The 26,711-nt window shown below is 64.3% G+C and carries 27 protein-coding genes; 13 read left to right on the top strand and 14 right to left on the bottom strand.

Features of this window, described 5'->3' with window-relative positions; genetic code table 11:
• Window positions 1-58: 58 nt before the first annotated feature.
• Complete coding sequence (mnmA, locus tag FCT00_RS12510; RefSeq protein WP_138423249.1) at window positions 59-1,204, bottom strand: tRNA 2-thiouridine(34) synthase MnmA; 1,146 nt, start codon at window positions 1,202-1,204, stop codon at window positions 59-61.
• A 120-nt stretch (window positions 1,205-1,324) separates the two neighbouring features.
• Between mnmA and sciP the strand changes: the two genes are divergently transcribed.
• The 5 genes from sciP to FCT00_RS21755 all read left to right on the top strand — a co-directional run bounded on the left by sciP (window position 1,325) and on the right by FCT00_RS21755 (window position 7,085).
• On the top strand, window positions 1,325-1,603 hold the full coding sequence (sciP, locus tag FCT00_RS12505) for a CtrA inhibitor SciP (protein WP_040884390.1): 279 nt from the start codon (window positions 1,325-1,327) through the stop codon (window positions 1,601-1,603).
• A 98-nt stretch (window positions 1,604-1,701) separates the two neighbouring features.
• Complete coding sequence (ctrA, locus tag FCT00_RS12500; RefSeq protein ID WP_008328927.1) at window positions 1,702-2,415, top strand: response regulator transcription factor CtrA; 714 nt, start codon at window positions 1,702-1,704, stop codon at window positions 2,413-2,415.
• Window positions 2,416-2,610: 195 nt separating this feature from the next.
• Window positions 2,611-4,743, top strand: a complete 2,133-nt coding sequence (gene ligA / locus FCT00_RS12495) for an NAD-dependent DNA ligase LigA (protein ID WP_138423248.1) — start codon at window positions 2,611-2,613, stop codon at window positions 4,741-4,743.
• Window positions 4,740-6,830: an ATP-dependent DNA helicase RecG gene (gene recG, locus FCT00_RS12490; protein WP_138423247.1), complete on the top strand. Its 2,091-nt coding sequence runs from the start codon at window positions 4,740-4,742 to the stop codon at window positions 6,828-6,830. Before ligA ends, recG begins: the two co-directional genes overlap by 4 nt.
• 132 nt (window positions 6,831-6,962) lie before the next feature.
• On the top strand, window positions 6,963-7,085 hold the full coding sequence (locus tag FCT00_RS21755; RefSeq protein WP_008328924.1) for a hypothetical protein: 123 nt from the start codon (window positions 6,963-6,965) through the stop codon (window positions 7,083-7,085).
• A gap of 177 nt (window positions 7,086-7,262) precedes the next feature.
• Here the strand turns inward: FCT00_RS21755 and FCT00_RS12485 are convergent, their stop codons facing one another.
• Window positions 7,263-7,706, bottom strand: coding sequence for an iron-sulfur cluster assembly scaffold protein (locus tag FCT00_RS12485; RefSeq protein WP_138423246.1), 444 nt, complete (start codon window positions 7,704-7,706; stop codon window positions 7,263-7,265).
• Between the two features lie 75 nt (window positions 7,707-7,781).
• On the opposite strand from FCT00_RS12485, the gene hisI reads away from it, so the two are divergent.
• Window positions 7,782-8,141 carry a phosphoribosyl-AMP cyclohydrolase gene (gene hisI / locus FCT00_RS12480; RefSeq protein ID WP_008328922.1) on the top strand — a complete coding sequence of 120 codons (360 nt, stop codon included), beginning with the start codon at window positions 7,782-7,784 and terminating at the stop codon, window positions 8,139-8,141.
• Window positions 8,142-8,145: 4 nt separating this feature from the next.
• Here hisI and FCT00_RS12475 read toward each other — a convergent pair whose 3' ends face one another.
• From FCT00_RS12475 to gyrA, 9 genes are all read right to left on the bottom strand, one after another.
• On the bottom strand, window positions 8,146-8,802 hold the full coding sequence (locus FCT00_RS12475; protein ID WP_138423245.1) for a hypothetical protein: 657 nt from the start codon (window positions 8,800-8,802) through the stop codon (window positions 8,146-8,148).
• Window positions 8,803-8,879: 77 nt separating this feature from the next.
• Entirely contained in the window at window positions 8,880-9,704 is an 825-nt protein-coding gene (gluQRS, locus tag FCT00_RS12470; protein ID WP_138423244.1) for a tRNA glutamyl-Q(34) synthetase GluQRS, read from the bottom strand.
• Complete coding sequence (locus FCT00_RS12465) at window positions 9,705-10,310, bottom strand: class I SAM-dependent DNA methyltransferase (RefSeq protein ID WP_138423243.1); 606 nt, start codon at window positions 10,308-10,310, stop codon at window positions 9,705-9,707.
• A 44-nt stretch (window positions 10,311-10,354) separates the two neighbouring features.
• Window positions 10,355-10,570, bottom strand: a complete 216-nt coding sequence (locus FCT00_RS12460) for a hypothetical protein (RefSeq protein ID WP_008328918.1) — start codon at window positions 10,568-10,570, stop codon at window positions 10,355-10,357.
• Window positions 10,567-11,919 (bottom strand): methylenetetrahydrofolate--tRNA-(uracil(54)-C(5))-methyltransferase (FADH(2)-oxidizing) TrmFO, encoded by a 1,353-nt coding sequence (gene trmFO / locus FCT00_RS12455; protein ID WP_138423242.1) that lies wholly within the window; start codon window positions 11,917-11,919, stop codon window positions 10,567-10,569. The genes FCT00_RS12460 and trmFO overlap by 4 nt, the downstream gene beginning before the upstream one ends.
• Window positions 11,920-12,001: 82 nt before the next feature.
• Window positions 12,002-12,160, bottom strand: a complete 159-nt coding sequence (locus FCT00_RS21475) for a hypothetical protein (protein ID WP_008328916.1) — start codon at window positions 12,158-12,160, stop codon at window positions 12,002-12,004.
• A 132-nt stretch (window positions 12,161-12,292) separates the two neighbouring features.
• Entirely contained in the window at window positions 12,293-12,679 is a 387-nt protein-coding gene (locus FCT00_RS12450; RefSeq protein ID WP_138423241.1) for a hypothetical protein, read from the bottom strand.
• Window positions 12,676-14,085, bottom strand: a complete 1,410-nt coding sequence (locus FCT00_RS12445) for a GMC oxidoreductase (RefSeq protein WP_138423240.1) — start codon at window positions 14,083-14,085, stop codon at window positions 12,676-12,678. Before FCT00_RS12445 ends, FCT00_RS12450 begins: the two co-directional genes overlap by 4 nt.
• An 18-nt stretch (window positions 14,086-14,103) precedes the next feature.
• Entirely contained in the window at window positions 14,104-16,857 is a 2,754-nt protein-coding gene (gyrA, locus tag FCT00_RS12440) for a DNA gyrase subunit A (protein ID WP_138423239.1), read from the bottom strand.
• Between the two features lie 194 nt (window positions 16,858-17,051).
• Here gyrA and ctaA point away from each other — a divergent pair, with 194 nt between their 5' ends.
• On the top strand, window positions 17,052-18,197 hold the full coding sequence (gene ctaA, locus FCT00_RS12435) for a heme A synthase (protein WP_138423238.1): 1,146 nt from the start codon (window positions 17,052-17,054) through the stop codon (window positions 18,195-18,197).
• Between the two features lie 4 nt (window positions 18,198-18,201).
• On the top strand, window positions 18,202-19,683 hold the full coding sequence (locus FCT00_RS12430) for a carboxypeptidase M32 (protein ID WP_171042972.1): 1,482 nt from the start codon (window positions 18,202-18,204) through the stop codon (window positions 19,681-19,683).
• A 117-nt stretch (window positions 19,684-19,800) separates the two neighbouring features.
• Here the strand turns inward: FCT00_RS12430 and FCT00_RS12425 are convergent, their stop codons facing one another.
• From FCT00_RS12425 to FCT00_RS12415, 3 genes are read right to left on the bottom strand one after another with little or no spacing between them, the layout of a single operon-like run.
• A complete protein-coding gene (locus FCT00_RS12425) occupies window positions 19,801-20,496 on the bottom strand; it encodes a VIT1/CCC1 transporter family protein (RefSeq protein ID WP_235889028.1) in 696 nt (231 codons plus the stop codon).
• Window positions 20,497-20,502: 6 nt separating this feature from the next.
• Window positions 20,503-20,718 (bottom strand): hypothetical protein, encoded by a 216-nt coding sequence (locus FCT00_RS12420; protein ID WP_008328909.1) that lies wholly within the window; start codon window positions 20,716-20,718, stop codon window positions 20,503-20,505.
• Window positions 20,719-20,727: 9 nt separating this feature from the next.
• Window positions 20,728-21,381: an alpha/beta hydrolase gene (locus tag FCT00_RS12415; RefSeq protein ID WP_008328908.1), complete on the bottom strand. Its 654-nt coding sequence runs from the start codon at window positions 21,379-21,381 to the stop codon at window positions 20,728-20,730.
• A gap of 146 nt (window positions 21,382-21,527) precedes the next feature.
• On the opposite strand from FCT00_RS12415, the gene iscR reads away from it, so the two are divergent.
• From iscR to sufD, 5 genes are read left to right on the top strand one after another with little or no spacing between them, the layout of a single operon-like run.
• On the top strand, window positions 21,528-21,989 hold the full coding sequence (iscR, locus tag FCT00_RS12410) for a Fe-S cluster assembly transcriptional regulator IscR (RefSeq protein ID WP_040884385.1): 462 nt from the start codon (window positions 21,528-21,530) through the stop codon (window positions 21,987-21,989).
• 44 nt (window positions 21,990-22,033) lie between these two features.
• Window positions 22,034-23,080, top strand: a complete 1,047-nt coding sequence (locus tag FCT00_RS12405; protein ID WP_138423237.1) for a cysteine desulfurase family protein — start codon at window positions 22,034-22,036, stop codon at window positions 23,078-23,080.
• Window positions 23,081-23,089: 9 nt separating this feature from the next.
• Window positions 23,090-24,622 (top strand): Fe-S cluster assembly protein SufB, encoded by a 1,533-nt coding sequence (gene sufB, locus FCT00_RS12400; protein WP_138423236.1) that lies wholly within the window; start codon window positions 23,090-23,092, stop codon window positions 24,620-24,622.
• 31 nt (window positions 24,623-24,653) lie between these two features.
• Window positions 24,654-25,406: a Fe-S cluster assembly ATPase SufC gene (gene sufC, locus FCT00_RS12395; protein ID WP_138423235.1), complete on the top strand. Its 753-nt coding sequence runs from the start codon at window positions 24,654-24,656 to the stop codon at window positions 25,404-25,406.
• Window positions 25,406-26,710, top strand: a complete 1,305-nt coding sequence (gene sufD, locus FCT00_RS12390; protein ID WP_138423234.1) for a Fe-S cluster assembly protein SufD — start codon at window positions 25,406-25,408, stop codon at window positions 26,708-26,710. The genes sufC and sufD overlap by 1 nt, the downstream gene beginning before the upstream one ends.
• The last annotated feature ends 1 nt before the right edge of the window (window position 26,711 follow it).

Raw genomic sequence — 26,711 nt, 5'->3', positions numbered from 1 at the left:
CGGCTCTGGAGGGCCAGCCCTCCAGACCTCCCGAAGTATTTCGGAAACGAAGAAGGGGTCAGCGGCCCGTGTGAATCCAGCCGCCGCCGAAAATGCGGGAGCTGTCGGGCGCATAGAACACGCAGGCCTGACCGGGTGAGACGCCTTCTTCGGGCGTCAGCAGTTCGACCTCGGCTTCGGTTTCGCTGATCGGCCGGATCACCGCTTCGCGCGGCGGGCGGGTCGAGCGGACCTTGACGGACAAGTGCCATTCGGCCTGCGAGGTGAAGGGCGCGTCGCCGAGCCAGTTGATCTCGCGCACCGGGATCGTGCGGGTCGCGAGCATCTCTTTCGGGCCGACGACGACCTGCCGGGTCTCGGTGTCGAGGCGCACGACGTAAAGCGGGTCGGACAGACCGCCGATCCCCAGGCCCCGGCGTTGCCCGATGGTGTAGTGGATCACGCCGTCGTGGCGGCCCAGCACGCGCCCGTCCGCATGGACGATCTCGCCCGGCTCGGCGGCGCCCGGGCGCAGCTTCTCGATCACGCCGGCATAGTTTCCGTCGGGCACGAAACAGATGTCCTGGCTGTCCGGCTTGTCGGCCACTTCCAATCCGAATTCGCGGGCGAGGGCCCGAGTTTCGTCCTTTGTCTTGAGGTGGCCAAGCGGGAAGCGCAGGAACGACAGTTGCTCCGGCGTGGTCGAGAACAGAAAATAGCTCTGATCCCGGTTCGCATCGGCCGCCCGGTGGAGTTCCGGCCCGGCGTCGCCCGCGAACCGCTGGATATAGTGCCCGGTCGCCATGCAGTCGGCATCGAGGTCTTTGGCCGTCGCAAGCAGATCCTTGAACTTCACGCGCTCGTTGCAGCGGATACAGGGCACGGGTGTCGCACCACCGAGATAGCTGTCGGCGAATTCTTCGATGACCGCTTCACGGAAGATGTTTTCATAGTCGAGCACGTAATGGGGAAAGCCCATTTCCTCGGCCACACGGCGCGCATCGTGGATATCCACGCCCGCGCAGCAAGCGCCCTTCTTGGCCAGCGCCGCCCCGTGATCGTAAAGCTGAAGCGTGACGCCGATGACGTCGTAGCCTTCGCGTTTGAGCTTGGCGGCGACCACGGAACTGTCAACGCCGCCGGACATGGCGACGACCACTCGGGTCTCGCTTTCGGGCTTGGCGAAGCCCAGCGAATTGACGCGGATTTCGGTGTCGAGGCTCATGGCACGCTCCTTTGAACGCGCGAATATATGAAAATTGCACATAACAACAAGGCCGGGTTTCACGCAACATTAAGCCCCTCGCGTAAAAGTGCTTGTGCCTTAGTTCGAGGGAAGACCGTGATGTACCTTAAGAAAGTCGATGGACCGCGCGCCGTGCGATTGCCGGACGGCAGCCATATGACCCGTGCCGACCTGCCGCCTGCGAACACGCGGCGCTGGGTCGCCTCGCGCAAGGCCGCCGTGGTGCGCGCGGTCAAGTTCGGCCTCGTGACCCTGCCCGATGCGCTCAGGATGTATGCGCTGTCGGAGGAGGAGTTCGCGGAGTGGCAACATGCGGTCGAAACCCACGGAGAAGCCGCGTTGAAGGCCACCGCACTTCAGAAATATAGACAACCCTAGGCAGAATGAGCTATGACTCACGCATGGGTAACGGGACGTTAACCATTTGGGGCGAGAGTGTGAACGAACGGAACGGGAACTTATCTGGAGACTGACCGATGCGAATCCTGCTCGTCGAAGACGATCCGACCACATCTCGCTCGATCGAGCTGATGCTGACTCACGCCAACCTCAACGTCTATTCCACCGATCTGGGGGAGGAGGGGGTCGACCTCGCCAAGCTCTATGATTACGACCTGATCCTTCTGGACCTGAACCTACCGGACATGAACGGGCACGAGGTTCTGCGCCAGTTGCGCCTCGCGCGGATCGAAACGCCGATCCTGATCCTGTCGGGCAACGACGACACCGAGAACAAGCTGCGCGGTTTCGGGTTCGGGGCCGACGATTACATGACCAAACCGTTTCACCGCGATGAGCTGGTCGCGCGCATCCACGCCATCATCCGCCGGTCCAAGGGCCATTCGCAGTCGGTCATCCAGACGGGCCGGGTCGCGGTAAACCTCGACGCGAAATCGGTGGAAGTCGATGGGCGGCCGGTTCATCTGACCGGCAAGGAATACCAGATGCTCGAACTCCTCAGCCTGCGCAAGGGCACGACGTTGACGAAAGAGATGTTCCTCAACCACCTTTACGGCGGGATGGACGAACCGGAGCTCAAGATCATCGACGTCTTCATCTGCAAACTGCGCAAGAAACTCGCCGAAGCCACAGAGGGCGAGAACTACATCGAAACCGTCTGGGGCCGTGGTTATGTGCTGCGTGATCCGCAGCCGGTCGAGATGGACCCGCAGGTGGCGATGGGGGCCTGAGGCCCACTGGTGCACATGGCCGGTGCGCGGGGCCGGCCGGAACGTTTGCTGACAGGTTCGTCTTTCATTTCGACCCTCCCGACTGCCCGGCAGCCCTGACTGCCGGGCCTTTCTTCCCCCGCCCGGCGTGACCGACCGCTGGACGATACCGGCGCCCGGTTCTATCTCTTGTCAGGCAAGCGAACGGGGGGCCACGTGACCGGACATACGGAAACCGCTGTCGAAAAATTGGACGAGGCAGGCGCACGGGCAGAGCTCGCGCGGCTGGCCGATCTGCTCGCAGCCGCGAACACCGCCTATCACACCGAAGACGCGCCGGAGATGTCCGATGCGGAGTATGACGCGGCCAAGCGGCGCAACGCCGAGATTGAAGCACGGTTTCCCGTACTGAAGCGGGACGACAGCCCGACCGATCAGGTGGGCGCGGCACCGGCCGAAGGGTTTTCCAAGGTTCGGCACCGGGTGCGGATGCTGTCGCTTGCCAATGCTTTCGACGACGACGACATCATGGACTTCGACCGCCAGGTGCGCGCGTTCCTCGACTTTTCCGCCGAAGAGCCGCTCGCTTTCACCGCGGAACCCAAGATCGACGGTCTGTCGCTTTCCCTGCGCTACGAACACGGCGAACTGGTGCAGGCCGCGACGCGGGGGGATGGCGGCGAAGGCGAAAACGTTACCGCGAACGCGCGCACGATTGATGACATTCCGCAGCGCCTGTCGGGCGCGCCGGATGTCCTTGAAGTGCGCGGCGAAGTCTACATGAGCCATGACGATTTCGCCCGGCTCAACGAAAGCCAGTCGGCAAAGGGCGGCAAGACCTTCGCCAATCCGCGCAACGCAGCGGCCGGATCGCTTCGTCAATTGGACAGCCGGATAACCGAGGCGCGGCCTTTGCGCTTTTTCGCCTATGCGTGGGGCGAAACCAGCGACCCTCTGGCGGACACGCAAATGGGGGCCATCGAAAAACTCGCGGATCTGGGGTTTTCCACGAATCCGCTGACCAAGATCGTCGAGACGCCCGAGGCGATGCTCGAACATTACCACGCCATCGAAGAACAGCGTGCCACGCTGGGCTATGACATCGACGGTGTGGTTTACAAGGTCAACGACCTCGCGCTGCAACAGCGGCTCGGGTTCCGCTCGACCACGCCCCGGTGGGCCATCGCGCACAAGTTCCCGGCGGAACTGGCCTGGACCCGGCTTGAAGCGATCGACATTCAGGTCGGGCGCACCGGCGCGCTTTCGCCAGTCGCGCGGCTCACCCCCGTCACGGTCGGCGGGGTGGTCGTATCGAACGCCACGTTGCACAACGAAGACTACATCGCGGGCCGCGATTCCAAGGGTGGCGACATCCGGGGCGGCAAGGACATCCGCGTCGGCGACTGGGTGCAGGTCTACCGCGCCGGCGATGTGATCCCCAAGGTCGCGGATGTCGACCTCACGAAACGTCCCGACGACGCCGAACCTTACGTCTTCCCCGACACCTGCCCGGAATGTGGCTCCGAAGCGATCCGGGAGGAGGGGGATGCGGTACGCCGTTGCACCGGCGGCATGATCTGCCCGGCGCAAGCAGTCGAGAAACTGAAACACTTCGTCTCGCGCGCGGCCTTCGACATAGAAGGGCTAGGCGCGAAACAGGTCGAGGCCTTCTATTTCGACGAGGGCCTGCCGATCCGCGAACCCGCCGACATCTTCACCTTTGCCCGGCGCGACGGCGCGGCGCTCGCCAAGCTGAAAAACCGGGACGGCTGGGGCGAAAAATCGGCGGCGAAACTCTTCGAGGCCATCGAAGAGCGGCGGCGCATTCCGCTCAACCGCGTGATCTTCGCACTCGGCATCCGGCACGTGGGCGAAAACTCCGCCAATCTGCTGGCGCGCCACTACGGCGACTGGCCGACATTCGAGGCCGCGATGACCGGCGCGTCGACCGAGGGCGGCGCGGCGTGGGAAGAGCTTTTGTCCATCGACGGGGTCGGGGAAACCATGGCCACATCGCTCGTCACGACGTTTCATCAGGAGGCCGAGCGCGCGTCGATCGACCGGCTGGTGGCCGAACTCGACATCGAGCCGGTCGAGGCGCCGCAGACGGAGGGCAGCCCCGTCGCCGGCAAAACGGTCGTCTTCACCGGGACGCTGGAAAAGATGACGCGGGCCGAAGCCAAGGCGCGGGCCGAGGCGCTGGGGGCCAAGGTGTCGGGCTCGGTCTCGGCCAAGACCGATCTGCTCGTCGCTGGTCCCGGTGCCGGGTCGAAAGCCAAGAAAGCCGCCGAGCTTGGGATCGAAACCATTGACGAGGACGGCTGGCTCGACCTCATCAACGGCGCATGAGCACGCGACCCGAAATCCTCTTCCCGCTCTTTGCCGAGTTGGAGACGTTGGGCGGCATCGGTCCGAAATCGGCCAAATCCTTCGCGGCACTCGACATCACCCAGCCGCGCGACCTGTTGTTTTCGCTGCCCTATTCCGGGGTCGATCGGTCGTTTCGCGCCTCGGTCGCCGAAATCCGCCCGCCTGCCACGGTGACGGTCGAGGCGGAGGTGGGGCGCCACTTGCCGCCGTCGGCGCGCAACAGACCCTATCGGGTCGAGATGACCGATGCGCTTACGACGTTTTACCTCGTGTTCTTTCACGGCAACCCGGACTGGATTTCGCGCAACCTGCCGACGGGTCAACGGCGTATCGTGTCGGGCAAGGTCGAGGAATACGACGGTATCCGCCAGATGCCGCACCCGGATCATATCCTCAAACCGGGCGAGGCCGACCTGATCCCGGAGTTCGAACCGGTTTACCATCTGGCCCAAGGCGTGACGCAGAAGTTGATGTTCCGCGCGGTGGGCGAGGTTCTGTCGCGGGTCCAGCCGCTCATCGAATGGATCGACCCCGGCCTCAAGGCACAGGAACACTGGCCCGACTGGCACGAAGCGGTCCGGATCGCGCATATGCCGCAGGGGCCGGACGACCTGTCGCCACAGGCGCCCGCGCGGCGGCGGTTGGCGTATGACGAGTTCTTCGCGCATCAACTGACCCTCGCGCTGGCCCGCGCCCGGATGCGGCGCGGCAAGGGCCGGGCGAGCGTGGGCACCGGCATTTTGCAGGACAAGGTGCGCGCGGCGCTGCCCTATCAACCGACCGGGGCGCAGGAACGCGCGGTGGCGGATATCGCCGCCGACATGGCCGCCGGACAGCGGATGAACCGTCTGCTTCAGGGCGACGTGGGCGCGGGTAAGACGCTGGTCGCGTTCCTTGCGCTTCTGGTCGCCGTCGAGGCGGGCGGGCAGGGCGTGATGATGGCGCCGACCGAGATCCTTGCCCGCCAGCATCTGGAAAGCCTGCGCCCGATGGCCGAAACCGCAGGCGTCGTGGTCGAATTGCTCACGGGCCGCGACAAGGGGGGCGAGCGGCGCGCCAAGCTGGAGGCGTTGAAACGCGGCGATATCCACGTGCTCGTCGGCACCCACGCGGTATTTCAGGACGATGTGGAGTATCACGACCTGCGCCTCGCCGTGGTCGATGAACAGCATCGTTTCGGGGTGACGGAACGGATGCGCTTGGGCAAGAAAGGGCAGGCGGCGGACGTTCTGGTCATGACCGCCACGCCCATTCCCCGGTCGCTGTCGCTTGCGCAATATGGCGATATGGATGTCTCGATCCTCGACGAAAAGCCGCCGGGGCGTCAGCCGATCACCACCTCGGTCCTCCCGACCTCGCGCCTTGACGATGTGGTCGCCCGGCTACGCGGTGTGGCCCAAGACGGGGGGCAGGCCTATTGGGTCTGTCCGCTGGTGGGCGAAAGCGAGGTGAGCGAACTGATCGCGGCGGAGGAACGGTTCAAGCACCTGCGCGCGGCCTTGGGCGAGGGCGTCGTCGGGCTGGTCCACGGCCAGATGCCGCCCGCCGAGAAAGACGCGGCGATGGCGGCGTTCCAGCGCGGCGAGACCAAAGTTCTTGTGGCGACGACCGTGATCGAAGTCGGTGTCGACGTGCCCAACGCCACCATCATGGTGATCGAGCGGGCGGAACACTTCGGCCTCGCGCAGCTTCATCAGCTTCGGGGCCGGGTCGGACGCGGCTCGAAAGCCTCGACCTGTCTGCTGCTCTACCAGTCGCCTCTCACCGAGACGGGCGAGAAGCGCCTCGGTATCATGCGTGAGACCGAGGATGGGTTCCGCATCGCCGAGGCGGATTTGGAAATGCGCGGTGCGGGCGACCTGATCGGCACCGCGCAATCGGGCCTGCCCAAGTTCATGGTCGGTGATCTGGAACATCAGGCCGGGCTGATGGCCGTGGCGCAGAAAGACGCGCGCAAGCTACTGGCCGATGACCCTGATCTGACCAGCACGCGGGGCGAGGCGGCCCGTGTTCTCCTCTGGCTCATGCGGCAGGACGAGGCGATCCGTTTGATTTCAGTGGGTTAGCGTTTCGTTCCTGTCGGAATGCTAAAAAGTTCTCATATGTTCTCAAAAAGTTCTTTACAGAACGTGAACGAATATGAGAACAAAGTGTTAACGGAGAACACAAATCGAACACGACAGAGCAGGAGAGCCGCCATGATCAAGGATATCCGTCAAGTCCTGAACCGGTCCCGCGCCACGCTGTGGCAGGATATGGCCGGAGGCGCCGCGCTCATGGTCGGTCTGATCGCCATGCTGCATCTGCCCGCGATTTTCTGAGTTTCTGCCTGCGGTAAAAGGGTCCGGCATCCCTGTCCCAAGCTTGATGCCCACGCTCCCCCAAGCGTCACCTGTCCCACCCGGAACTGCCTCTTTCCCCGGGTCCGACCCACACCGCTTACTGTCGCCGCCTCTTCCCGGAGGCGGCGATTTTTTTGGTCCGGTCTCGGGGATCAGTCAGGCGGCGGCCTGTGCCTCGTCCATCGCGGCGAGCGTCGCTTCCCAGGCCAGAAGGATCGAAGGGTGGCGGTTCTTGAATTCGCGCGCCGGGCGCAGAACCTCCAGCTCGTCGAACGGGGCGGGCGGGGTCGGCCCGTCTTCCTTCAACATCTTCACCAGCGCATCGCGGGCGGCGGCGATGGTGGCACGATCCTGCCCGATCACATGCGCGCCGAGGATCGAGGACGAGGCTTGGCCGAGCGCACAGGCCTTCACGTTCTGGGCGAAGTCCGCGATTTTGCCGTCCTGCATCTTGAGCGTGGCGGTCACGGTCGAGCCACAGAGCGGCGAGCGTTGCTTGGATGTGCCTTGGGCGCCGTCGAGCGTGCCCAGATGCGGGATGTCGGCGGCAAGCGCGAGGATGCGCTTGGAGTAAAGCTTGATGAGATCCGAATCCGACATGGTTCCCCCGGGGCTTTCCGTCTGGTCGCGTTTTCCCTAGATAGGCGAGCGAAACGCGTTTGGAAAGGAACGGCCATGGCTTTCGACCCTCAGACCTTGGTCTACGATCACAAGGGCTTGATCCCCTGCATCGCACAGGCCGCCGGGACCGGCGAAGTGCTGATGATGGCGTGGATGAACGCGGAGGCGGTCGCGAAGACGCTGGAAACGGGCCGGGTGACCTATTGGAGCCGCTCGCGGCAGGCGTTCTGGATCAAGGGCGAAACCTCGGGCCACGTGCAAAAGCTGGTGGACCTGCGGGTCGATTGCGACCGTGACTGCCTGCTGGCCGTGGTCGAACAGGAAGGCCCGGCTTGCCACACGAACCGCCGGTCATGCTTCTACACCGCCGTTCGCGACGGCGAAGAGGTGGAGTTGATGACGCCGATAGCGTGATCCCTCACAGCCGGTCGATCTCAGCGCTTTCCACCGCTTCGCCGCTTCTCTTGCGCTGGATTTCCTCCAAAAGCTTCGTCAGGCGTTTGCGTTTCCGGCGTGCGCGTATCTGGCGGGCTTCGACCGAACGGGGGCGCACCGCAACGGCGTCTCCATCCCCCTCGATGTCGAACTCCCGGCTCGCGGCGACGATGTGCTTGGCCTGATTGGTCGCGGCGACCACGATCAGTTTCAGGCGTTTGCTGTCGTTCTCGACCTCTTTCAGCCCGTGGAATTCGGCCCGTTCCACCACGTCGCGAAAGCTGCCGATGTCCACGTAGTTGCCGCAGTTGATCGGACCCTGTCCCGTCACTTCGCTGGGCCGCTCGTTCTGCCCGTCGCGCAGTTCCTTTCGGTCCACCACGCTCGCAAGCGTCGGGGCGGTCTTGCCCTCGGTGGCCGCCAGAACGTCGAGCAAATAGATCGGCTGCGCCCCCATGTTCGAGACAAGACACCGGCTGTCGAGGTCTTCGCCGCCGCCGCGGTTGACGAGCAGACTGGACCTGCGTTGCTGGATGAAGCCCTGAAGGAAGATGTTCAGGTAGACGATCCAGACGACCGTGGTGGTCACGGAAGCGATCAGTTGGACGACTTCGATGTTTTCGGTCAGCCAGTCGAACATGGCGGGGGGCGCACTCCTTTTGGTCGGTGTTGTCCGTCACAAACCAAGGACTCCGGCGCGATGTTCCCAGTGCGCGTTCAGAACCCGACGCGCGCGCGCAGGTCGTCGGGCGTAAATCCGTCCTCACGATAGGCGCGGATGGCGCGGCTGTGGGCGATCTTGGCGAGCCGCGTTCCGCCCTCGTCGCGGATCAGGTCGTGGTGGTGATAGGTGGGCACGGGCCAGCCCATCAGTGTCTGGATCACCACATGCAGATAGGTCGCGTGCCACAGGTCCGCGCCGCGCACGACATGGGTGATGCCTTGTGCCGCGTCGTCTTGCGGGCAGGCGAGGTGATAGGCCGGGTCGCCGGTTTCCTTGCGCCGAAGCACCGGGTCCCCGACATGCGCGATGAGCGCGGCGGGATCGGGGCGATGCGTCCCGTTGTGGAGCGGTCCGGTTTCGGTGAAAGCGGGCAAGGAGCCAGCCGCTTCGAGCGCCGCAGACAGGTTCAGGCGCAGCGCATCGCCCGGTCGTGCCTCCGACATCGGGCGGTGGCGGCAGGTACCCGGGTAGACCAGCCCATCCCACCCCGGCGTCGCGCCGGCTTCGGCGATCTCTTTGCGGGAGCAGGAACAGGGGTAAAGCAGGCCACGCAGAGCCAACCCCTCGAGCGTCGCCGCGTAGTCCGCGAGGTGCTCGGACTGCCGCCACACGGGCGCGGGCCAGTCGAGCCCGAGCCATTCGAGGTCTTCGTAGATCGCCGTTTCGTATTCGGCCCGGCAGCGCGTGCTGTCGGTGTCTTCGATCCGAAGAAGCGCCGTGCCGCCCAGATCCGCCGCGACCTGCCAAACGGTCAGGGCCGAGAACGCGTGCCCCAGATGCAGCAGACCCGTCGGAGACGGGGCAAAGCGGGTGCGCACTCAGCCGATCTCCAGCACATAGACACGGGATTTGGACCCGAGGCCGGGAATGTGATCGCCGACCGCGTCGAAAAGGATCGACGCGGTTTCCGTCACGCTGTCGAGCGCGTCCATATAGGCGGCGTCCTCCAGCGTGTGATCGTTGTAGGAAAAGGCGAGCAGTGCGCCGGGCGACATGAGCCGCGCGATATAGGGCAGCATCTCGGCAGGTGCGGCCCCGGTCGAGATCACGCCGATCGCCGCAACCAGAGGATAGTCGGACAGATTGAAGGGCAGGCGGCCGGACTCGTCGGTCTGCCAGAGGTTGCGGTAGATGCCCTTCATCCGCGCTTCCTGAAGCATCCCTTCGGACACGTCGCAGCCGTCAAGCGTTCGGAACCCGACAGCCGCCAGCGCCGCGCCGCCCAGCCCCGTGCCGCAGCCGAAGTCCAGAAGCGGTGCGCTCTTGTCCTCGGCGACCGAGGCGAGCGCACGCGCCAGCCGCCCCGGCGTCGCATATCCGTTGTCGATGAGTTCACCGTCGTAATCACCCGCCCAGTCGTCATAGAGATCGGTCAGGCGGTCGGGGTCCGTGTCGTAGACCTTGTCGAGAAACTTGTCAGCCATGGCCCAAGCGTAGGACGCTCACGGCAGGAGGTCCACCCGAAGGCTTATTCGCCCGCCGCGCGTTCGATCCGGCGCGTGCGACGCTCCTCACCCGACTGATAGATCAGAATCCACGCGAGGATGATGAACATCGGATGCGTGAGCCCGCCCGAAAAGATGATCGCGGGCACCCAGATCAGGAAGATGATGATGGCAAGGATCGGCCGACCCGTCAGAAGGATCGACAGCGGCGGCAGCAGAATGGCGAGTAGATAGTTCATACCGTCTCAACCGCCGAACCCGCCAACCAGTTCCGCCAATCGTCCTTGGCGCGGTCGGTATAGGCCTTGTAGCGGGCAGGCCGGTTCTTGCGCCCACCCTTGAGGTCCACGGGCGGGAACAGCCCGAAGTTCACGTTCATCGGTTGAAACGTCTTGGCCTCGGCCCCGCCGGTGATGTGGGTGACAAGCGCACCCATGGCGGTCGTGTTCGGCACCGGGGGAAGGCTGTCACCCGCCAGCTCGGCAATGGCGAACCGTGCGGCGAGCAGCCCCATCGCGGCGCTTTCCACGTAGCCTTCGACCCCCGTGACCTGTCCGGCAAACCGCACGTTCGGTCGGGTCCGCAGGCGCATCTGGTCGTCCAGCAGCGTGGGCGAGTTCATGAAGGTGTTGCGGTGGATGCCGCCCAGACGCGCGAAACTCGCGTTCTCCAGACCGGGGATCATCTTGAACACTTCGGTCTGCGCGCCGTATTTCATCTTGGTCTGGAAGCCGACCATGTTGAACAGGGTGCCAAGCGCGTTGTCGCGGCGAAGCTGCACCACGGCATAGGCTTTTTCGTCGGGCTTGTGCGCGTTGGTCAGGCCGACGGGCTTCATGGGCCCGTGGCGCAGCGTCTCGCGGCCCCGCTCGGCCATGACCTCGATCGGCAGGCAGCCGTCGAAATAGCCCGCCGTCTCACCCTCATGGAATTCGGTCTTGTCGGCGGCCAGCAGCGCGTCGATGAAGGCTTCGTACTGGTCCTTGGTCATCGGGCAGTTGAGGTAGGCTTTACGCTCATCCTCGGTCTCGCCCTTGTCATAGCGCGACTGCGCCCAGACCACGTCCATGTCGATGCTTTCGGCATAGACGATGGGGGCGATGGCGTCGAAGAAGGCAAGCCGGTCCGCCCCCGTCTCCCGCGCGATGGCTTCGCCAAGTGCGGGCGAGGTGAGCGGCCCGGTGGTGAACAGCCAGTGGCCTTCGCTTGGCAGATCGGTGATCTCCTCGTCCACCACGGTCAAGTTGGGCAGGGCGCGCAGGGTGTCGGTGACGTGTTGCGAGAACGGTTCGCGGTCCACCGCAAGCGCACCACCTGCGGGCAGCCGGTGCTTGTCGGCCGCCGCCATAATCAGCGAATTCGCCTGCCGCATTTCCCAATGGAGCAGCCCGACGGCGTTCTGTTCACTGTCGTCCGAGCGGAACGAGTTGGAACAGACCATCTCGGCCAGCTTGCCGGTGTGGTGGGCGAAGGTTTCGACCTTGGGGCGCATTTCGTGGATGACCACGTCGAGGCCTGCGTTGGCAGCCTGCCACGCGGCCTCGGACCCGGCCATGCCACCGCCGACGATATGAAGCGTTTTGGACATGGTGGCGATTTAGGCGCTCGCCGCGCAAAAGAAAAGGCCCGCTTGCGCGGGCCAGTTTGCACCTTGAGGAGGCGGTATTCGGTTAACTTGCGGCGAGGGCGGCGGCCTGCGGGCTTTTCGGGCCCTTGCCATAGCCGATCAGGTCGAGGATCTGGGCATAGCGTCCGGTGGGCCGGAAATCGCGAAAGCGCGCCTCGGTCGGGCGGCGGGTCAGGTCGATGCGTCGATAGGTATAGGCCATGTGTCCGGTCCCTCTTGCGTTGATCCCAATAGGCCATCCGATTGGGGCAGGATCGGGGACGCGCCGGGGTGATTGTTCGGCATTTGTGGGAAATGATCGTGAATTGCCGCGACTGTTCGCGGACTGGAAACGCTAGGCGTCGTGTTCGCCATCCGGTGCGTAGAGTGCGCCCAGATGGTTCGAACAAGGCGCGTCATGCGGGTCGAAAATCACGTCGAAGGACAGGTCTTCGCCGGTTTCCACATGGGCGATCACGGTGGAGGACGTGAGAAAGTGGAAGAAGGCACCGTCTTCGGGGAACAGGTCGGGACGATCCAGCGCATGTTCGGCATAGGCGGCGAGGAAGGTATCCGTCGCGGGTTGTGCCATGACCGAGGCCGGAAAACTTCTCGCCAGATGGGCGCGGCAGCGGTCGACGAGGGCGGCGAGCTTGCGCCCCCGGAAGAGCTGCGCCTGCGCCGGGGTGGCTGCGACAAGCGCCGCCGCGCCGCTGGTGGCTATGAACGCGCGACGTTTCATGAAACCTGCCGCCCGGCCCGAAGCGCCAGTGCCGACAAGGTGAGCGTCGGGTTGGCGAGGCTCGATGTGGGAAAGACGCCGGAGCCGAGAGCGAACAGCCCGTCAACGCCATGCACCCGCAGGTCCGGGTCCACTACTTGCCGCGCGGGATCGGTGCCGAACCGATGCGTGCCCATCGCGTGTTTCTCGGTCTTGACCGGCTCGGTCCAGCCCCAGAAGTCCAGCCCGTCGGGCAGGATCGACTGCATCCGCTCCAGCCCCCACGCCAGCCCGTCCCAAGCATAAGCATCATGCCCGGCCCATTCGATCACGTAACTGTCGCCGTCCAGCACCACCCGGTTGTCGTCACGGGGCAGATCTTCCGCGATGATCTTCATTCGCAGCCGCTCGGTCCATTTGCCGGGGTCCGGACGAAGTTCCATCGGCGCGTTGTAGGTCTCCATCAACACGCCCGAATGATTGGCGCGGTGCGGCCCGTCATAGAGCGCATACCCATGCCCGGTGACGGAGGTGCCGCCGAAATAGCCCAGCCCCGGCCCGTCGATCAGCACGTTTTGCGCGACCTGTTCGTTAATCCCGACACCGAGTTTGGGGTGATCCACGCCGGAGCGCAGCAGGATCACGGCGTTGAAAAGCGCGTTGGTGCCAAGCGCCACGGCGCTGCCCACTATCTCGCCCTCACCATCCACGTCGCGCACCAGAACGCCCGTCGCGCGCCCGCCCTCGATCCGCGCGGCGCGCACCTCGGTCTCGGTCAACAGATATGCGCCGTCATAGGCGAGGCGGTCGAAGCTGTTCAGCACCGAGTATTTCGAGTCGATCGGGCATTCGTCGCAGACCCCGTTGGCGCAGCATTGCGCGCGCGGCCCGCCATTGGCCCGTGCGGTCGGCTGCGCCCACCACAGGTCCGAATGCGCCCGCAGCACCTTGTCGGACCGGGTCGGCAGATGCGCGGGGTAGGGAAACGGCTTGTCGCGCGGCAGAACGTGATCCGACCCGCCGCCGTTCACGTCCATCGCTTCCTCGACCTCCTGATAATAGGGCGCGAGATCGTCGTAGGTGAGCGGCCAATCCTCGCCCACGCCGTAAAGGCTCTGCATCCGGAAATCGCTGGGATGAAAGCGCGGGGTGCAGGCCCACCAGCAGTTCGAGTTGCCGCCCAGCAGGCTGTGAAACACCCATTCCTTGTCGTGCCCGGAGCGATTGTTCATCGGCACGGCTTCGAGATTGCGAAAACCGCCGGCGAGCTGCTCGGCATGGGTCATGTGCCGGCCCTTTTCGATCACGAGGACCGAAAGCCCCTTCGGCAGACCCTGCAAAAAGAACATCGCGGAGAAGGAACTCCCCGCGATGATCATATCCCAATGGCGCGCCTGCGCCTCGGTGCGTGTGAGCGTCGGGAACATCAGGTTCGCCGCACGCCCTTAGGCATCCGTCGCCTCCTCGGCCTCGTCCTCGTCCGCCGATTCCGCGATCCAGGCCACCGACACGACGCTTTCGCCCTTGCCGGTGTTGAACACCTTCACGCCACCCGCGCCGCGCGAGCGGAACGAGATACCGTTGACCGGGCAGCGGATCGACTGGCCCTTGGAGGTGGCGAGCATCACCTGATCCTCCATCCCGACCGGGAAACAGGCGACCAGATCACCGCCGGGCATCGCCTTGGTAAAGGCCGTGACGCCCTGACCGCCGCGCCCACGCACGGGGTAGTCGTGGCTGGACGACAGCTTGCCCAGACCCTTTTCGGTGATGGTCAGGATCAGCTCTTCGGCGGCCTGCATTTCCTCGAACCGCTCCTGCGTGATCGCACCTTCGACGGCCTCATCCTCGTCGTCGCTGTCGTCCGTCTCGTCCGCGCCGGCCATCTGGCGGCGCATCTTGAGATAGGCGGTGCGCTCTTCGGACGTGGCGTCGAAATGGCGGATCACCGACATCGACACGACCTCGTCATCCTTGCCGAGCAGCCGGATACCCCGCACGCCGGTCGAATTGCGCGAGTTGAACACGCGCACGTCCGGCACCGGGAAGCGGATCGCACGCCCCTTGTTGGTCACCAGCATCACGTCGTCGTTCTCATCGCAGATGCGCGCGTTGATGAGGCGGGTGTTCTCGTCCTCGCCCTCGAACTTCATCGCGATCTTGCCGTTGCGCATGACGTTGGTGAAATCCGACAGACGGTTGCGGCGCACCGAGCCCTTCGACGTTGCGAAGACGATCTGAAGGTCGTCCCAATCGGCCTCGTCCCGGTCCACCGGCATGATCGCGGCGATGCCGACGCCCGTGGGGATCGGCAGGATGTTCACGATAGCCTTCCCGCGTGAGGTGCGGCCGCCCAGCGGCAGACGCCATGTCTTGAGCTTGTAGGCCATCCCGTCGGTGGTGAAGAACAGAAGCTGCGTGTGGGTGTTGGCGACGAAAAGCGTCGTGATGACGTCCTCGTCCTTGGTCGCCATGCCCGACAGGCCCTTACCGCCGCGCTTCTGCTCGCGGTATTCGGCCAGCGGCGTGCGCTTGGCCCAGCCGGACTGGGTGATGGTGACCACCATATCCTCACGCTCGATCAGGTCTTCGTCGTCCATGTCGCCGGACCACTCGACGATCTCGGAGCGGCGCGGCACGGCGAATTCGTCCTTCACCGCCGTCAACTCGTCCGAGATGATCGCCATGATCCGGTCGCGCGAGCGCAGGATGTCGAGGTATTCGCGGATCTTGCCCGCCAGTTCCTGCAACTCGTCCGTGACTTCCTTGACGCCGATCTGGGTCAGGCGCTGGAGCCGCAGTTCGAGGATCGCACGCGCCTGCGTTTCCGACAGGTTGTATGTCCCGTCGTCGTTCATCGTGTGGGTCGGATCGTCCACCAGACGGATGTAATCCGCGATGTCTTCGGCGGGCCAGCGGCGCGTCATCAGCTTTTCACGCGCTTCGGCGGCGTCGGCGGAGGCGCGGATGGTCGCGACCACTTCATCGACGTTCGACACGGCGACGGCCAGACCACACAGAATGTGCGACCGGTCGCGCGCTTTGCGCAACAGGAACGCGGTCCGCCGCGCCACGACTTCTTCGCGGAAGGTGATGAAATGACGCAGGAAATCGCGCAGCGTCAGTTGCTCGGGCTTGCCGCCGTTCAGGGCTAGCATGTTGCAGCCGAAGCTGGTCTGAAGCTGGGTGAAGCGGAAAAGCTGGTTCAGCACCACCTCGGGCGTCGCGTCGCGTTTGAGTTCGATGACCACGCGCACGCCCAGCCGGTCGCTTTCGTCCTGAATGGCGGCGATGCCTTCGAGCTTCTTGTCGCGCACGAGGTCCGCGATCTTCTCGATCATCATCGCCTTGTTCACCTGAAACGGCACTTCGTCGACGACGATGGCGTAGCGGTCCTTGCGGATTTCTTCGACGCGGGTCTTGGCGCGCAAGATCACGCTGCCGCGCCCCTCGAGATACGCCTTGCGGGCACCGGAACGGCCAAGGATCACGCCGCCGGTGGGGAAGTCGGGGCCGGGGATGATCTCCATCAGCCGCTCGTCCGAGATGTCCGGCTCTTCGATCATGGCGAGCGTCGCATCGACCACTTCGCCAAGGTTATGCGGCGGAATGTTCGTGGCCATGCCGACCGCGATCCCGCCTGCGCCGTTGACCAGCATGTTCGGGAACCGGGCCGGGAGCACCATCGGTTCGCGCTGCTTGCCGTCGTAGTTGTCCTGAAAATCGACGGTATCCTTGTCGATGTCTTCCAGCAGCGCCTGCGCTGCCTTCTCCATCCGCACTTCGGTGTAGCGGAAGGCCGCAGGCTTGTCCCCGTCCATCGAGCCGAAGTTGCCCTGACCGTCGAGCAGCGGCAGCGACATCGAAAAGTCCTGCGTCATCCGGGCGAGCGCGTCATAGATCGCGGCGTCGCCATGCGGGTGGTACTGGCCCATCGTGTCGGCCACGGGGCGCGACGACTTCCGGTAAGGCTTGTCGTGCGTGTTGCCCACCTCGTGCATCGCGTAAAGGATGCGCCGGTGCACCGGTTTCAGCCCGTCTCGCAGGTCCGGAATCGCCCGGCTCACGATCACGCTCATCGCGTAATCGAGGTAGGAATTCCGCATCTCCTGCTCGATCGTGATCGAGGGGCCGGAATAGGTGGGTCGTTCGGGCGGCAATTCGCCACCGTTTTCAGGGGGTTCCGGGGTGTCGTTCAAGTCGTCCGCCGTTCGTTTGTTATGGGTCTTCCGCCTGTGATGTGTTCACCACATTTTGTTTCGTTCTCTATACCAACAACCAGCTATGGGGTGCAATCGGAAGCGTCCAAAAGTCGCCCTTAAAACCGGCATTCCGGCTTGGCATTTTCGGGGGCTTCCCCGATAGTCCCGCGAAACAAGACATGAGGACGCCGATGGCTCAACCAGGTCGCAGCATTTTCGAAGAGGTCGGACAGGATACGCCGACGCGCCAGACCGCCCAGACGGGCATGATCGAACGTGGTGGCGGGCGCGGGGCTCGGCGCGGCATCCGGGCCTGGCTGATCGCGCTCTTCGCCCTTATCACCGTCATGGTTCTGGTGGGTGGGATGACGCGCCTGACCGACAGCGGGCTGTCGATCACCGAATGGAACCTCGTGGGTGGCTCGCTGCCCCCGACGAGCGCCGAGGTCTGGGCCTCGGAATTCGAGAAATACCAGCAATCTCCGCAGTATAGGCTGATGAACGAAGGCATGAGCCTGTCGGAGTTCAAGTCGATCTATTGGTGGGAATGGGGCCACCGTCAGCTTGGCCGGTTCATCGGTCTGGTCTGGATCGCGGGCTTTCTGTTCTTCGCCCTCACCAAGCGTGTGCCGGGTGGCTGGAACGGGCGTCTGCTTACCATCGGCGTGATGATCGGGGTGCAGGGCGCCGTGGGCTGGTGGATGGTTCATTCCGGCCTTCAGGGCGAAATGACCTCGGTCGCCTCCTATCGGCTCGCGACCCATCTGGGGCTCGCCTTCGCCATTCTCGCGCTGATCCTGTGGTGCATTCTTCTGCTCGGGCGCAGCGAAGCCGAGGTGATGCAGGCGCGACGCCTACGCGAAAAGTCACTGTTCGGCATGGGCACAGGCCTTATGCATCTGGCTTTCCTGCAAATCCTGCTGGGCGCACTGGTCGCCGGGATCGACGCGGGCCGCAGTTTCGTCGACTGGCCGATGATGGCAGGGCAGTTCTTTCCGCCCGACGCATTTTCGATCGAACCGGTTTGGCGCAACCTTTTCGAAAACCCCGGCCTCGTGCAATTCATGCACCGGATCGTTGGCTATCTCTTGGTCCTGTTCGCCATCGGTGCCTTTTTCCGGGGCCGCAAGGCGGCGGCACCATCGACGCGCAACGCCTTCATGCTGGCGTCCGGCATGATCCTAGTTCAGATGGTGATCGGCATCGTGACCGTGCTGAACGCCTCGCCGCTGCACATCGCCATCGTGCATCAGGCGGGGGCTATCCTGACCTTCTCCCTCATCGTGACCGCGCGTTACCGTGCGGGCTATCCGAAGGCTCAATCCGTCAGGGGGTAATGGCGTGTCGCACTACGATGAATTGATGGAGTTCGAGCGCCAGACGCAGGCGCTTGGCCAGATCGCGGGCCGACTGGGCTGGGATCAGGAGACGGTCATGCCGCGCGGCGCAGGGCCGCAACGCGCCGAGGAAAGCGAGGCGCTGGAACACGTCTTGCACGCCCGGCGCACCGATCCGCGTGTGGGCGACTGGCTGACGGCCATCGACGCCGCGTCCCTGGGCCCCGTGGCGCAGGCCAACGTGCGGCACATCCAGCGTCGTTTCGACCGCACCAGCCGGGTGCCCGTCAAGCTGGCGGGCGAGATCGCGCGCGTCACGTCGTCGTCTCAGCGCATCTGGGCCGACGCGCGGGCTGAGAACGATTTCAAGGCCTTCGCCCCCGTGCTTGAGAAAGTGGTGGAGCTGAAACGGCACGAGGCCGAGGCGCTGGCGATCGGCGGCGATCCCTACGACGCGCTGCTCGACGATTACGAACCGGGCGCGACGGCCGCCGAGCTCGAGGCCATGTTCGACGCGCTGCGCCCGAGGCTGGTGGACCTGCGCGACCGGGTTATGGGGGCCGATCACCAGCCCGCGCCGCTCACCGGCACGTTCGACGAACAGGCGCAGATGAAGCTCACGCGCGAAATCGCCAAGGCTTTCGGTTACGACATGGCGCACGGGCGGATCGACAAGGCGGTGCATCCGTTCTCGTCCGGCTCCGGTCTCGACGTACGCATCACCACGCGCACCAGTGCGACCGATCCGTTCGGCTCTATCTATTCGACGGTGCATGAGGTCGGCCATGCCTGTTACGAGCAGCACATCGACCGGGACTACCTGCTGACGCCTCTTGGCGCGGGTGTGTCGATGGGCGTGCACGAAAGCCAGAGCCGCATCTACGAGAACCAGATGGGCCGCTCGCGCGCCTTCACCGAATGGCTGTTTGCCCGGATGAAGGACGTATTCGGCCCGCTGTCGACCAAGGATGCGGATGCGTTCTACGGCGCGGTGAACCGGGTGACGCCGGGCTTTATCCGCACCGAGTCGGACGAGGTGCAGTATAACCTGCACGTTCTTCTGCGCTTCGATCTGGAACGCGACCTGATCTCGGGCAAACTCGCCGTGCGCGATCTGGAAGAGGCATGGAACACCCGGTTCGAAAAGGATTTCGGCGTGAAGGTCGAGAAGCCGTCGAACGGCTGCCTTCAGGACGTGCACTGGTCGGTGGGTCTGTTCGGCTATTTCCCGACCTACTCGCTGGGCAACGTCTATGCGGGTTGTCTTATGAAGGCGCTGCGCGCGCAGGTGCCGGAGGTGGACAGCCATCTGGCGAAAGGCGAACCGGCCGAGGCGACGAAGTGGCTTGCCGACAACCTGCAACGCCACGGTGGGCTTTTCGAGCCGCGCGAGGTGGTGACGCGGGCCTGCGGTGGGGAAGAGCCGAGCGAGGCGCCGTTGCTCGAGTATCTCGAAGCGAAGTTCGCGGATGTCTACCGGTTGTGAGCGCCTGATGTTGCGCCGCGCATAAGCGCGTCGCGGTAGCTACGCGCCTGCGGCGCGTCCGGAGGGCCAGCCCTCCGGACCTCCCGAAGTATTTCTGAAACAGAGAAGAGGTGCGCGTCAGCCGAGGCCCGCGACGATATTGCCCGCACCAAAGGCCAGTGCCGCGCAGAGCGCGCCGAGGACCAGGGTTTCCCCGACGGCGCGCGCGGCGCTTTCATGGGTGGCGCGCCATCTGAGGAGGCCCAGAAGGGCGAGAGCGAGCAGGGTGGCGGCGGCAGAGATCCAGGGCGTCGACGGGTGGTCGGGCGCGAGGAAGAACGGCAGGATCGGGATCAGGCCGAAGGCGAGAAAACTCGCGAAGGTGACGAGGCCGCGTAGAGCGGGCGGCGCGCCATGGGGCGTTTCGGCATTGTCGCGGTAGCGCAGCGTCATGTCGCGGGCGAGGGCGGGCGAGGTCGCGATGGCCTCGGCCGCGCGGGCGGCCGCCTCGGGCGAAAGACCCTCGGTCATGAGGGCGGCGGCGAGATCGGTTTGGGTTTCGCGTGCCGACTGGCGGTCGATCCGGGCGGCGCGCCCGCGCCACAGGGCCCGTGTCGAGCGGTCCGACAGGAATTCGCCCAGCCCCATCGAAAACCCGTCGGCGATCAGGTTGGCCATACCGAAGATCAGGACCGCGACCGCCCCGACCTCGGCCACCCCTTCGGCCTGTGCGCCGGCGAAGCCCGCGACGATGGCGAAGGTGGTGATGATCCCGTCGTTTCCGCCATAGGTGATCTGGCGCAGAAACGTCTGGATCAGCGTCGGCGCGGCCACCGGCCCCTAACCGTTCTGGGTGCGCAGGGAGGCGAGCAGTTCCATCGCGCGCGCCTCGGCCCGGCGCACGCGGATCGCGGTCATGAACGCCTCTTCCAGCGTCTGGGACGAGGTGCCGATGACCTTCTTCACGTCCTCGATGATGTCGGGATTTCCGGTTTCATCCACGAGTTTCAGCACCTCGATGGCCACCCGGTCCGCGACGTCGTCGATGAGTTGCATGATGTCCCCTCAGCGCGTGGTCTCGGTCAGGCGGCGGCGGACGTATTCGTCGACCGCGCCCAGCATGGTGTTCATGTGGTCGCCTTCGTAGAAGTGACCGGCGCCCTCGACCTCGGTATGGGTGATGGTGATGCCCTTTTGCTCATGCAGTTTGTCCACCAGCGAATGCGTATCGGCAGGCGGGGCCACGCGGTCGCCGGTGCCGTTGATGATGAGACCCGAAGACGGGCAGGGCGCGAGGAACGAGAAGTCGTACATATTCGCGGGCGGCGAGACGCTGACGAACCCGGTGATCTCGGGGCGGCGCATCAGAAGCTGCATCCCGATCCATGCCCCGAAGCTGAAGCCCGCGACCCAGCAATGCTTGGCGTTCTGGTTCATCGACTGAAGGTAGTCGAGCGCCGAGGCGGCATCGGACAATTCGCCCACGCCCTGATCGTATTCGCCCTGGCTGCGGCCCACGCCGCGGAAATTGAACCTGAGGACCGTGAAGCCCATTTTGAAGAACGTGTAGTGGAGGTTGTAGACCACCTTGTTGTTCATCGTCCCGCCGAACTGCGGGTGCGGGTGCAGCACGATGGCGATGGGCGCGTCGCGGTCCTTCTGCGGGTGGTAGCGGCCTTCGAGCCGGCCTTCGGGGCCGGGAAAAATCACCTCGGGCATATGGGTCTGTCTCTCCCTCGTGCCCGGTTTTCTTGACTGGCTAGACCGGGCAAATTACAAGCATTGAGTTTCCGGCGCGACGGCGGCGCAGGGTTTCAAGTCACGTAAAGCGCAGGCGCGGTTTCGTCAATGTTTCGGGGGGATACATGAAGCTTTCCACAAAGGGACGTTACGCCATGGTCGCGCTCGCCGAGCTGGCGCTACAGCCCGAAGGCACACGCATGTCCCTGACCGATCTGAGCGAACGGCAGAAAATCTCGCTTCCCTACCTCGAACAGTTGTTCGTCAAGCTCCGCCGGGCCGAACTGGTCGAAAGCGTGCGCGGCCCCGGTGGCGGCTATATGCTGGCGCGGCCTTCGTCGGAGATCCGTGTGGCCGAAATCCTTGCCGCCGTGGACGAAACGGTCAGCGCGATGCACACGGGCGCCGGGGCGTCGGGCGGCAAATCGGGCACGCGCGCCCAGTCGATGACCAATCGGCTGTGGGAAGGGCTGTCGGCCCATGTCTATGTGTTTTTGCACCAGACGCGGCTGTCGGACGTGGTGCATAACGAACTTGCCCCCTGTCCGGCGGTGCCCAGCCTGTTCGAAGTGGTGGACGAGGACTAGCGACCGCCTTACATCCCGCCTGCAACGATGCGAAGGGGGAGCCGGTGGCACGGGTCTATCTCGATTACAACGCGACCACGCCCTTGAGGGCCGAGGCGCGCGCGGCCATGGTCGCGGCGATGGACGTGGCCGGAAACCCGTCGTCGGTCCATACCGAGGGACGCGCGGCGAAGGGCCTGATCGAAAAGGCGCGGCGTCAGGTCGCGACCGCGCTTGGTGCGGACGGCGCGGATGTCGTGTTCGTGTCCTCGGCGACCGAGGCCGCCGCGCTCGCGTTGGCCGACCGGGGGATCGCCTGCGCCGAAATCGAGCATGAGGCGGTTTCGGCGTGGTGCGATCCACGCCTCGCCGTGGCGGCCAATGGCGGGGTGACGGTCACCGACCCTGCGCATTCGAGCCTTCAGGTCGCCAATTCCGAGACCGGCATCGTCCAGACCTTGCCCGCGGGCCTTGCGATGAGCGACGCGACGCAGGCGTTCGGCAAGCTGCCCTTCGCCTTCAATTGGTCCGGAGCGGACATGGCCATCGTATCAGCCCACAAGATCGGCGGTCCCAAGGGGATCGGGGCGCTGATTATGAAACGGGGATTGGACGTGGACGCGCGGATCAAGGGGGGTGGTCAGGAAATGGGGCGGCGCTCCGGCACCGAAAACGTGATCGGCATCGCCGGATTCGGGGCGGCTGCCGAGGCCGCCGCCCTCGATCTGGATGCCGGCGTGTGGACGAAAGTCGCTGAACTTAGAAATATTCTAGAAAAAAGACTTTCAGAATCCGCGAGAGAGACTATTTTTGTCGGGAAAGACGCGAACAGGCTCCCCAACACGTCCTGTTTCATCACGCCGGGCTGGAAAGGGGAGACTCAGGTGATGGTGATGGACCTCGCTGGTTTCGCAGTTTCTGCGGGCTCGGCGTGCTCCTCGGGCAAGGTCCGGGCCAGCCGGGTTCTGCGCGCCATGGGATACGACGACACGCAGGCGGCAAGCGCCCTTCGCGTCTCGTTGGGTCCGGAAACGACAGAGGGGGACGTTTCGGCATTTGCCGAAGCTTGGCTCCGCGAATACGAGAAATTCCGCGCCCGGCGCGGGGATTGAGAGGCGAAGATGGCCGACGACACGATGGTCGCCAAGGAAGGCGTCGAACAGGAAACGGTCGATGCCGTCAAATCGCTTGGCGACAAGTACAAATACGGCTGGGAAACCGATATCGAGATGGAATACGCCCCCAAGGGGCTGACCGAGGATATCGTGCGGCTCATCAGCCAGAAGAACGACGAGCCGGAGTGGATGACCGAATGGCGTCTGTCGGCTTATCGCCGCTGGCTTCAGATGGAAGAGCCCGACTGGGCGATGGTCGAGTATCCCGAGATCAACTTTCAGGATCAGTATTACTACGCCCGCCCGAAAAGCATGGAGACCAAGCCCAAGTCGCTGGACGAGGTCGATCCCAAGCTGCTCGCCACCTATGAAAAGCTGGGCATTCCGCTGAAGGAACAGATGATCCTCGCGGGCGTCGAAGGCGCGGGCGAGGTTCCGGCGGACGGCGACAATTCCGAGCGCAAGGTCGCTGTGGACGCGGTGTTCGACTCCGTCTCGGTCGGCACGACATTCAAGAAGGAGCTCGAGCAGGCGGGCGTCATCTTCTGCTCGATTTCGGAAGCGATCCGCGAGCATCCGGAACTTGTGAAAAAGTATCTGGGGTCGGTGGTTCCGCCGACCGACAACTTCTATGCGACGCTGAACAGCGCGGTCTTTTCCGACGGTTCGTTCGTCTACATCCCGCCGGGGGTGCGCTGCCCGATGGAGCTGTCGACCTATTTCCGCATCAACGCGGAAAACACCGGCCAGTTCGAGCGCACGCTCATCATCGCGGACAAGGAGGCTTACGTCTCTTACCTCGAAGGCTGCACCGCGCCCCAGCGCGACACCGCGCAGCTTCACGCCGCCGTGGTCGAAATCGTCATCCTCGACGATGCCGAAGTGAAATACTCGACCGTTCAGAACTGGTTCCCCGGCGACGAAGAGGGCAAGGGCGGCATCTATAACTTCGTGACCAAACGCGCCGATTGCCGGGGCGACCGGTCCAAGGTGATGTGGACGCAGGTGGAAACCGGCTCGGCGGTGACGTGGAAGTACCCGTCCTGCGTGCTGCGCGGCGATGAAAGTCAAGGCGAGTTCTATTCGATCGCCATCACCAACAACATGCAGCAGGCCGACACCGGCACCAAGATGACCCATCTGGGCAAGAACACGCGCTCGCGCATCGTGTCCAAGGGTATTTCGGCGGGCAAGTCGAACAACACCTATCGCGGGCTCGTCTCGATGCACCCCAAGGCCACGAACAGCCGCAACTACACGCAGTGCGACAGCCTTCTGATCGGCGACCAGTGCGGCGCGCACACGGTGCCTTACATCGAGGTCAAGAACCCGTCGTCGCGCGTCGAGCACGAAGCGACGACATCAAAGGTGGACGACGACCAGATGTTCTACTGCCGCCAGCGCGGCATGGACGAGGAAGAGGCGGTCGCCCTGATCGTCAACGGCTTCGCCAAGGAAGTGCTGCAAGCCCTGCCGATGGAATTCGCGATGGAAGCCCAGCAACTGGTCGCCATCTCGCTGGAAGGCAGCGTCGGCTAAGCCCGGACGCGCCCAGACAAGGATTACGAAAATGCTGAAGATCGAAAACCTGCACGTCAAACTGGAAGAAGAGGACAAGCAGATCCTCAAGGGTCTGTCCCTCGAAGTGCCCGCTGGCGAAGTCCACGCGATCATGGGGCCGAACGGCTCGGGCAAATCCACGCTGTCCTACGTGCTGTCCGGCAAGGACGGGTATGAGGTGACGGACGGGTCCGCCACGCTCGAAGGCAACGATCTGCTCGACCTCGAAGCGGAAGAACGCGCCGCCGCTGGCCTGTTCCTTGCTTTCCAATATCCGGTGGAAATCCCCGGCGTCGGCAACATGACCTTCCTGCGCACCGCCGTGAACGCACAGCGCAAGGCGCGCGGGGAAGAGGAAATGTCGGCGGCCGAATTCCTCAAGGTGATCCGCGCCAAGGCCAAAGACCTCAAGATCGACGCCGATATGCTCAAGCGCCCCGTCAATGTGGGCTTCTCGGGCGGCGAAAAGAAGCGCAACGAGATCCTTCAGATGGCGATGCTGGAGCCGAAGATGTGCATTCTGGACGAGACCGACTCCGGGCTGGACGTCGACGCCATGAAACTGGTGTCGGACGGGGTGAACGCCCTGCGCGACCCGAACCGCGCCTTCCTCGTCATCACGCACTACCAGCGCCTGCTCGACCATATCGTGCCGGACGTCGTGCACATCATGGCGGGCGGCAAGATCGTGAAGTCGGGCGGCCCGGAACTGGCGCTCGAAGTCGAGAAGAACGGTTATGCCGATCTGATGGAGTCCGCGTAATGGCGGTCGCGAAGGAAAAACTGCTCGCGCGCAAGCGCGACGCGCTGGCCGAACGGCTGGGCGCGCTGACGCTGCCCGAAGGCGGCGCGTGGATCACCGAGGCGCGCAAAGCCGCGCTTGGCCGGTTGGAGGCGATGGGCCTGCCCGCGCCGCGCGATGAATACTGGCGCTTCACCAAGCCCGATCTGCTCAACGCACCCAAGCCCGCCCCCGCCGCCGTGTTCGACCACGGCGACGAGATGCCGGTTTTCGGTGAGGTAGACCGCCTCAGGATCGTGTTCGTGGACGGCGTGTTCGACGCCGCGCAATCCGATGACCTGACCCTCGCCGGGGTCGAGATCGACAGGCTGGCCGAGGCCGCGAAGGCCGACATCCACTGGGCGAAGGGCGTTTTCGGCACCGTCGAACTGGCGAGCCAGACCCCCGTGGAACGCCCGCTCGCCGCGCTCAACACCGCCTTCGCGACCGACGGCGTGCTGATCCGGGTGACAGGGAAGGCCGCAAAGCCGATCTCGCTCATCTACAAGCACGAAGACGATTGTTCCGACGCGATCCTGCACAACGTGGTCAAGCTGGAGCCCGGCGCGGAGCTTACCCTGCTTGAAAACGGCCCGGCTGCGGCGCGGTTCAACAAGTGCCTCGAGGTGGAGATCGCGGACGGTGCGCGGTTCCACCATATCCGGGCGCAGGGGCGTGACCACGAACGTCAGGCCGTGACCGGCATGTTCGTGCGTCAGGGGGCCGAGAGCCTGTTCAAAAGCTTCACGCTGACGGCGAACGGGCGCCTCACGCGCAACGAGTGCTTCATCGAGATGAAGGGCGCCAATGCCTCGGCCCACATCGCCGGTGCGGCGCTCGGTCACGGTGACTTCCACCACGACGACACGGTTTTCATCACGCATGATGCGGAAAACTGCGAAAGCCGTCAGGTGTTCAAGAAGGTGCTCCAGAAGGGCGCCGTGGGCGCGTTTCAGGGCAAGATCCTCGTCAAGCGCGGGGCGCAGAAGACCGACGGATACCAGAAGTCGCAGTCGCTGCTTCTGGATGACGAAGCGCAGTTCCTCGCCAAGCCCGAGCTTGAGATTTATGCCGACGACGTGGCCTGTTCCCACGGCTCGACCTCCGGCGCCATCGACGAGGACATGCTGTTCTACCTGCGCGCGCGCGGTGTCGACAAAGGCACCGCGATGGACCTGCTTGTCATCGCCTTCGTGGCCGAAGCCATCGAAGAGATCGAGGACGAGAGCTTCCGCGAGGAAATCACCGAGCGGCTGGAAAGCTGGCTGCTGCGCAGGCGGGGATAAG

It is taken from the genome of Maritimibacter alexandrii (assembly GCF_005871115.1).
Classification (GTDB): Bacteria; Pseudomonadota; Alphaproteobacteria; order Rhodobacterales; family Rhodobacteraceae; genus Maritimibacter; species Maritimibacter alkaliphilus.
This window is presented reverse-complemented; position numbering and strand designations above follow the sequence as displayed.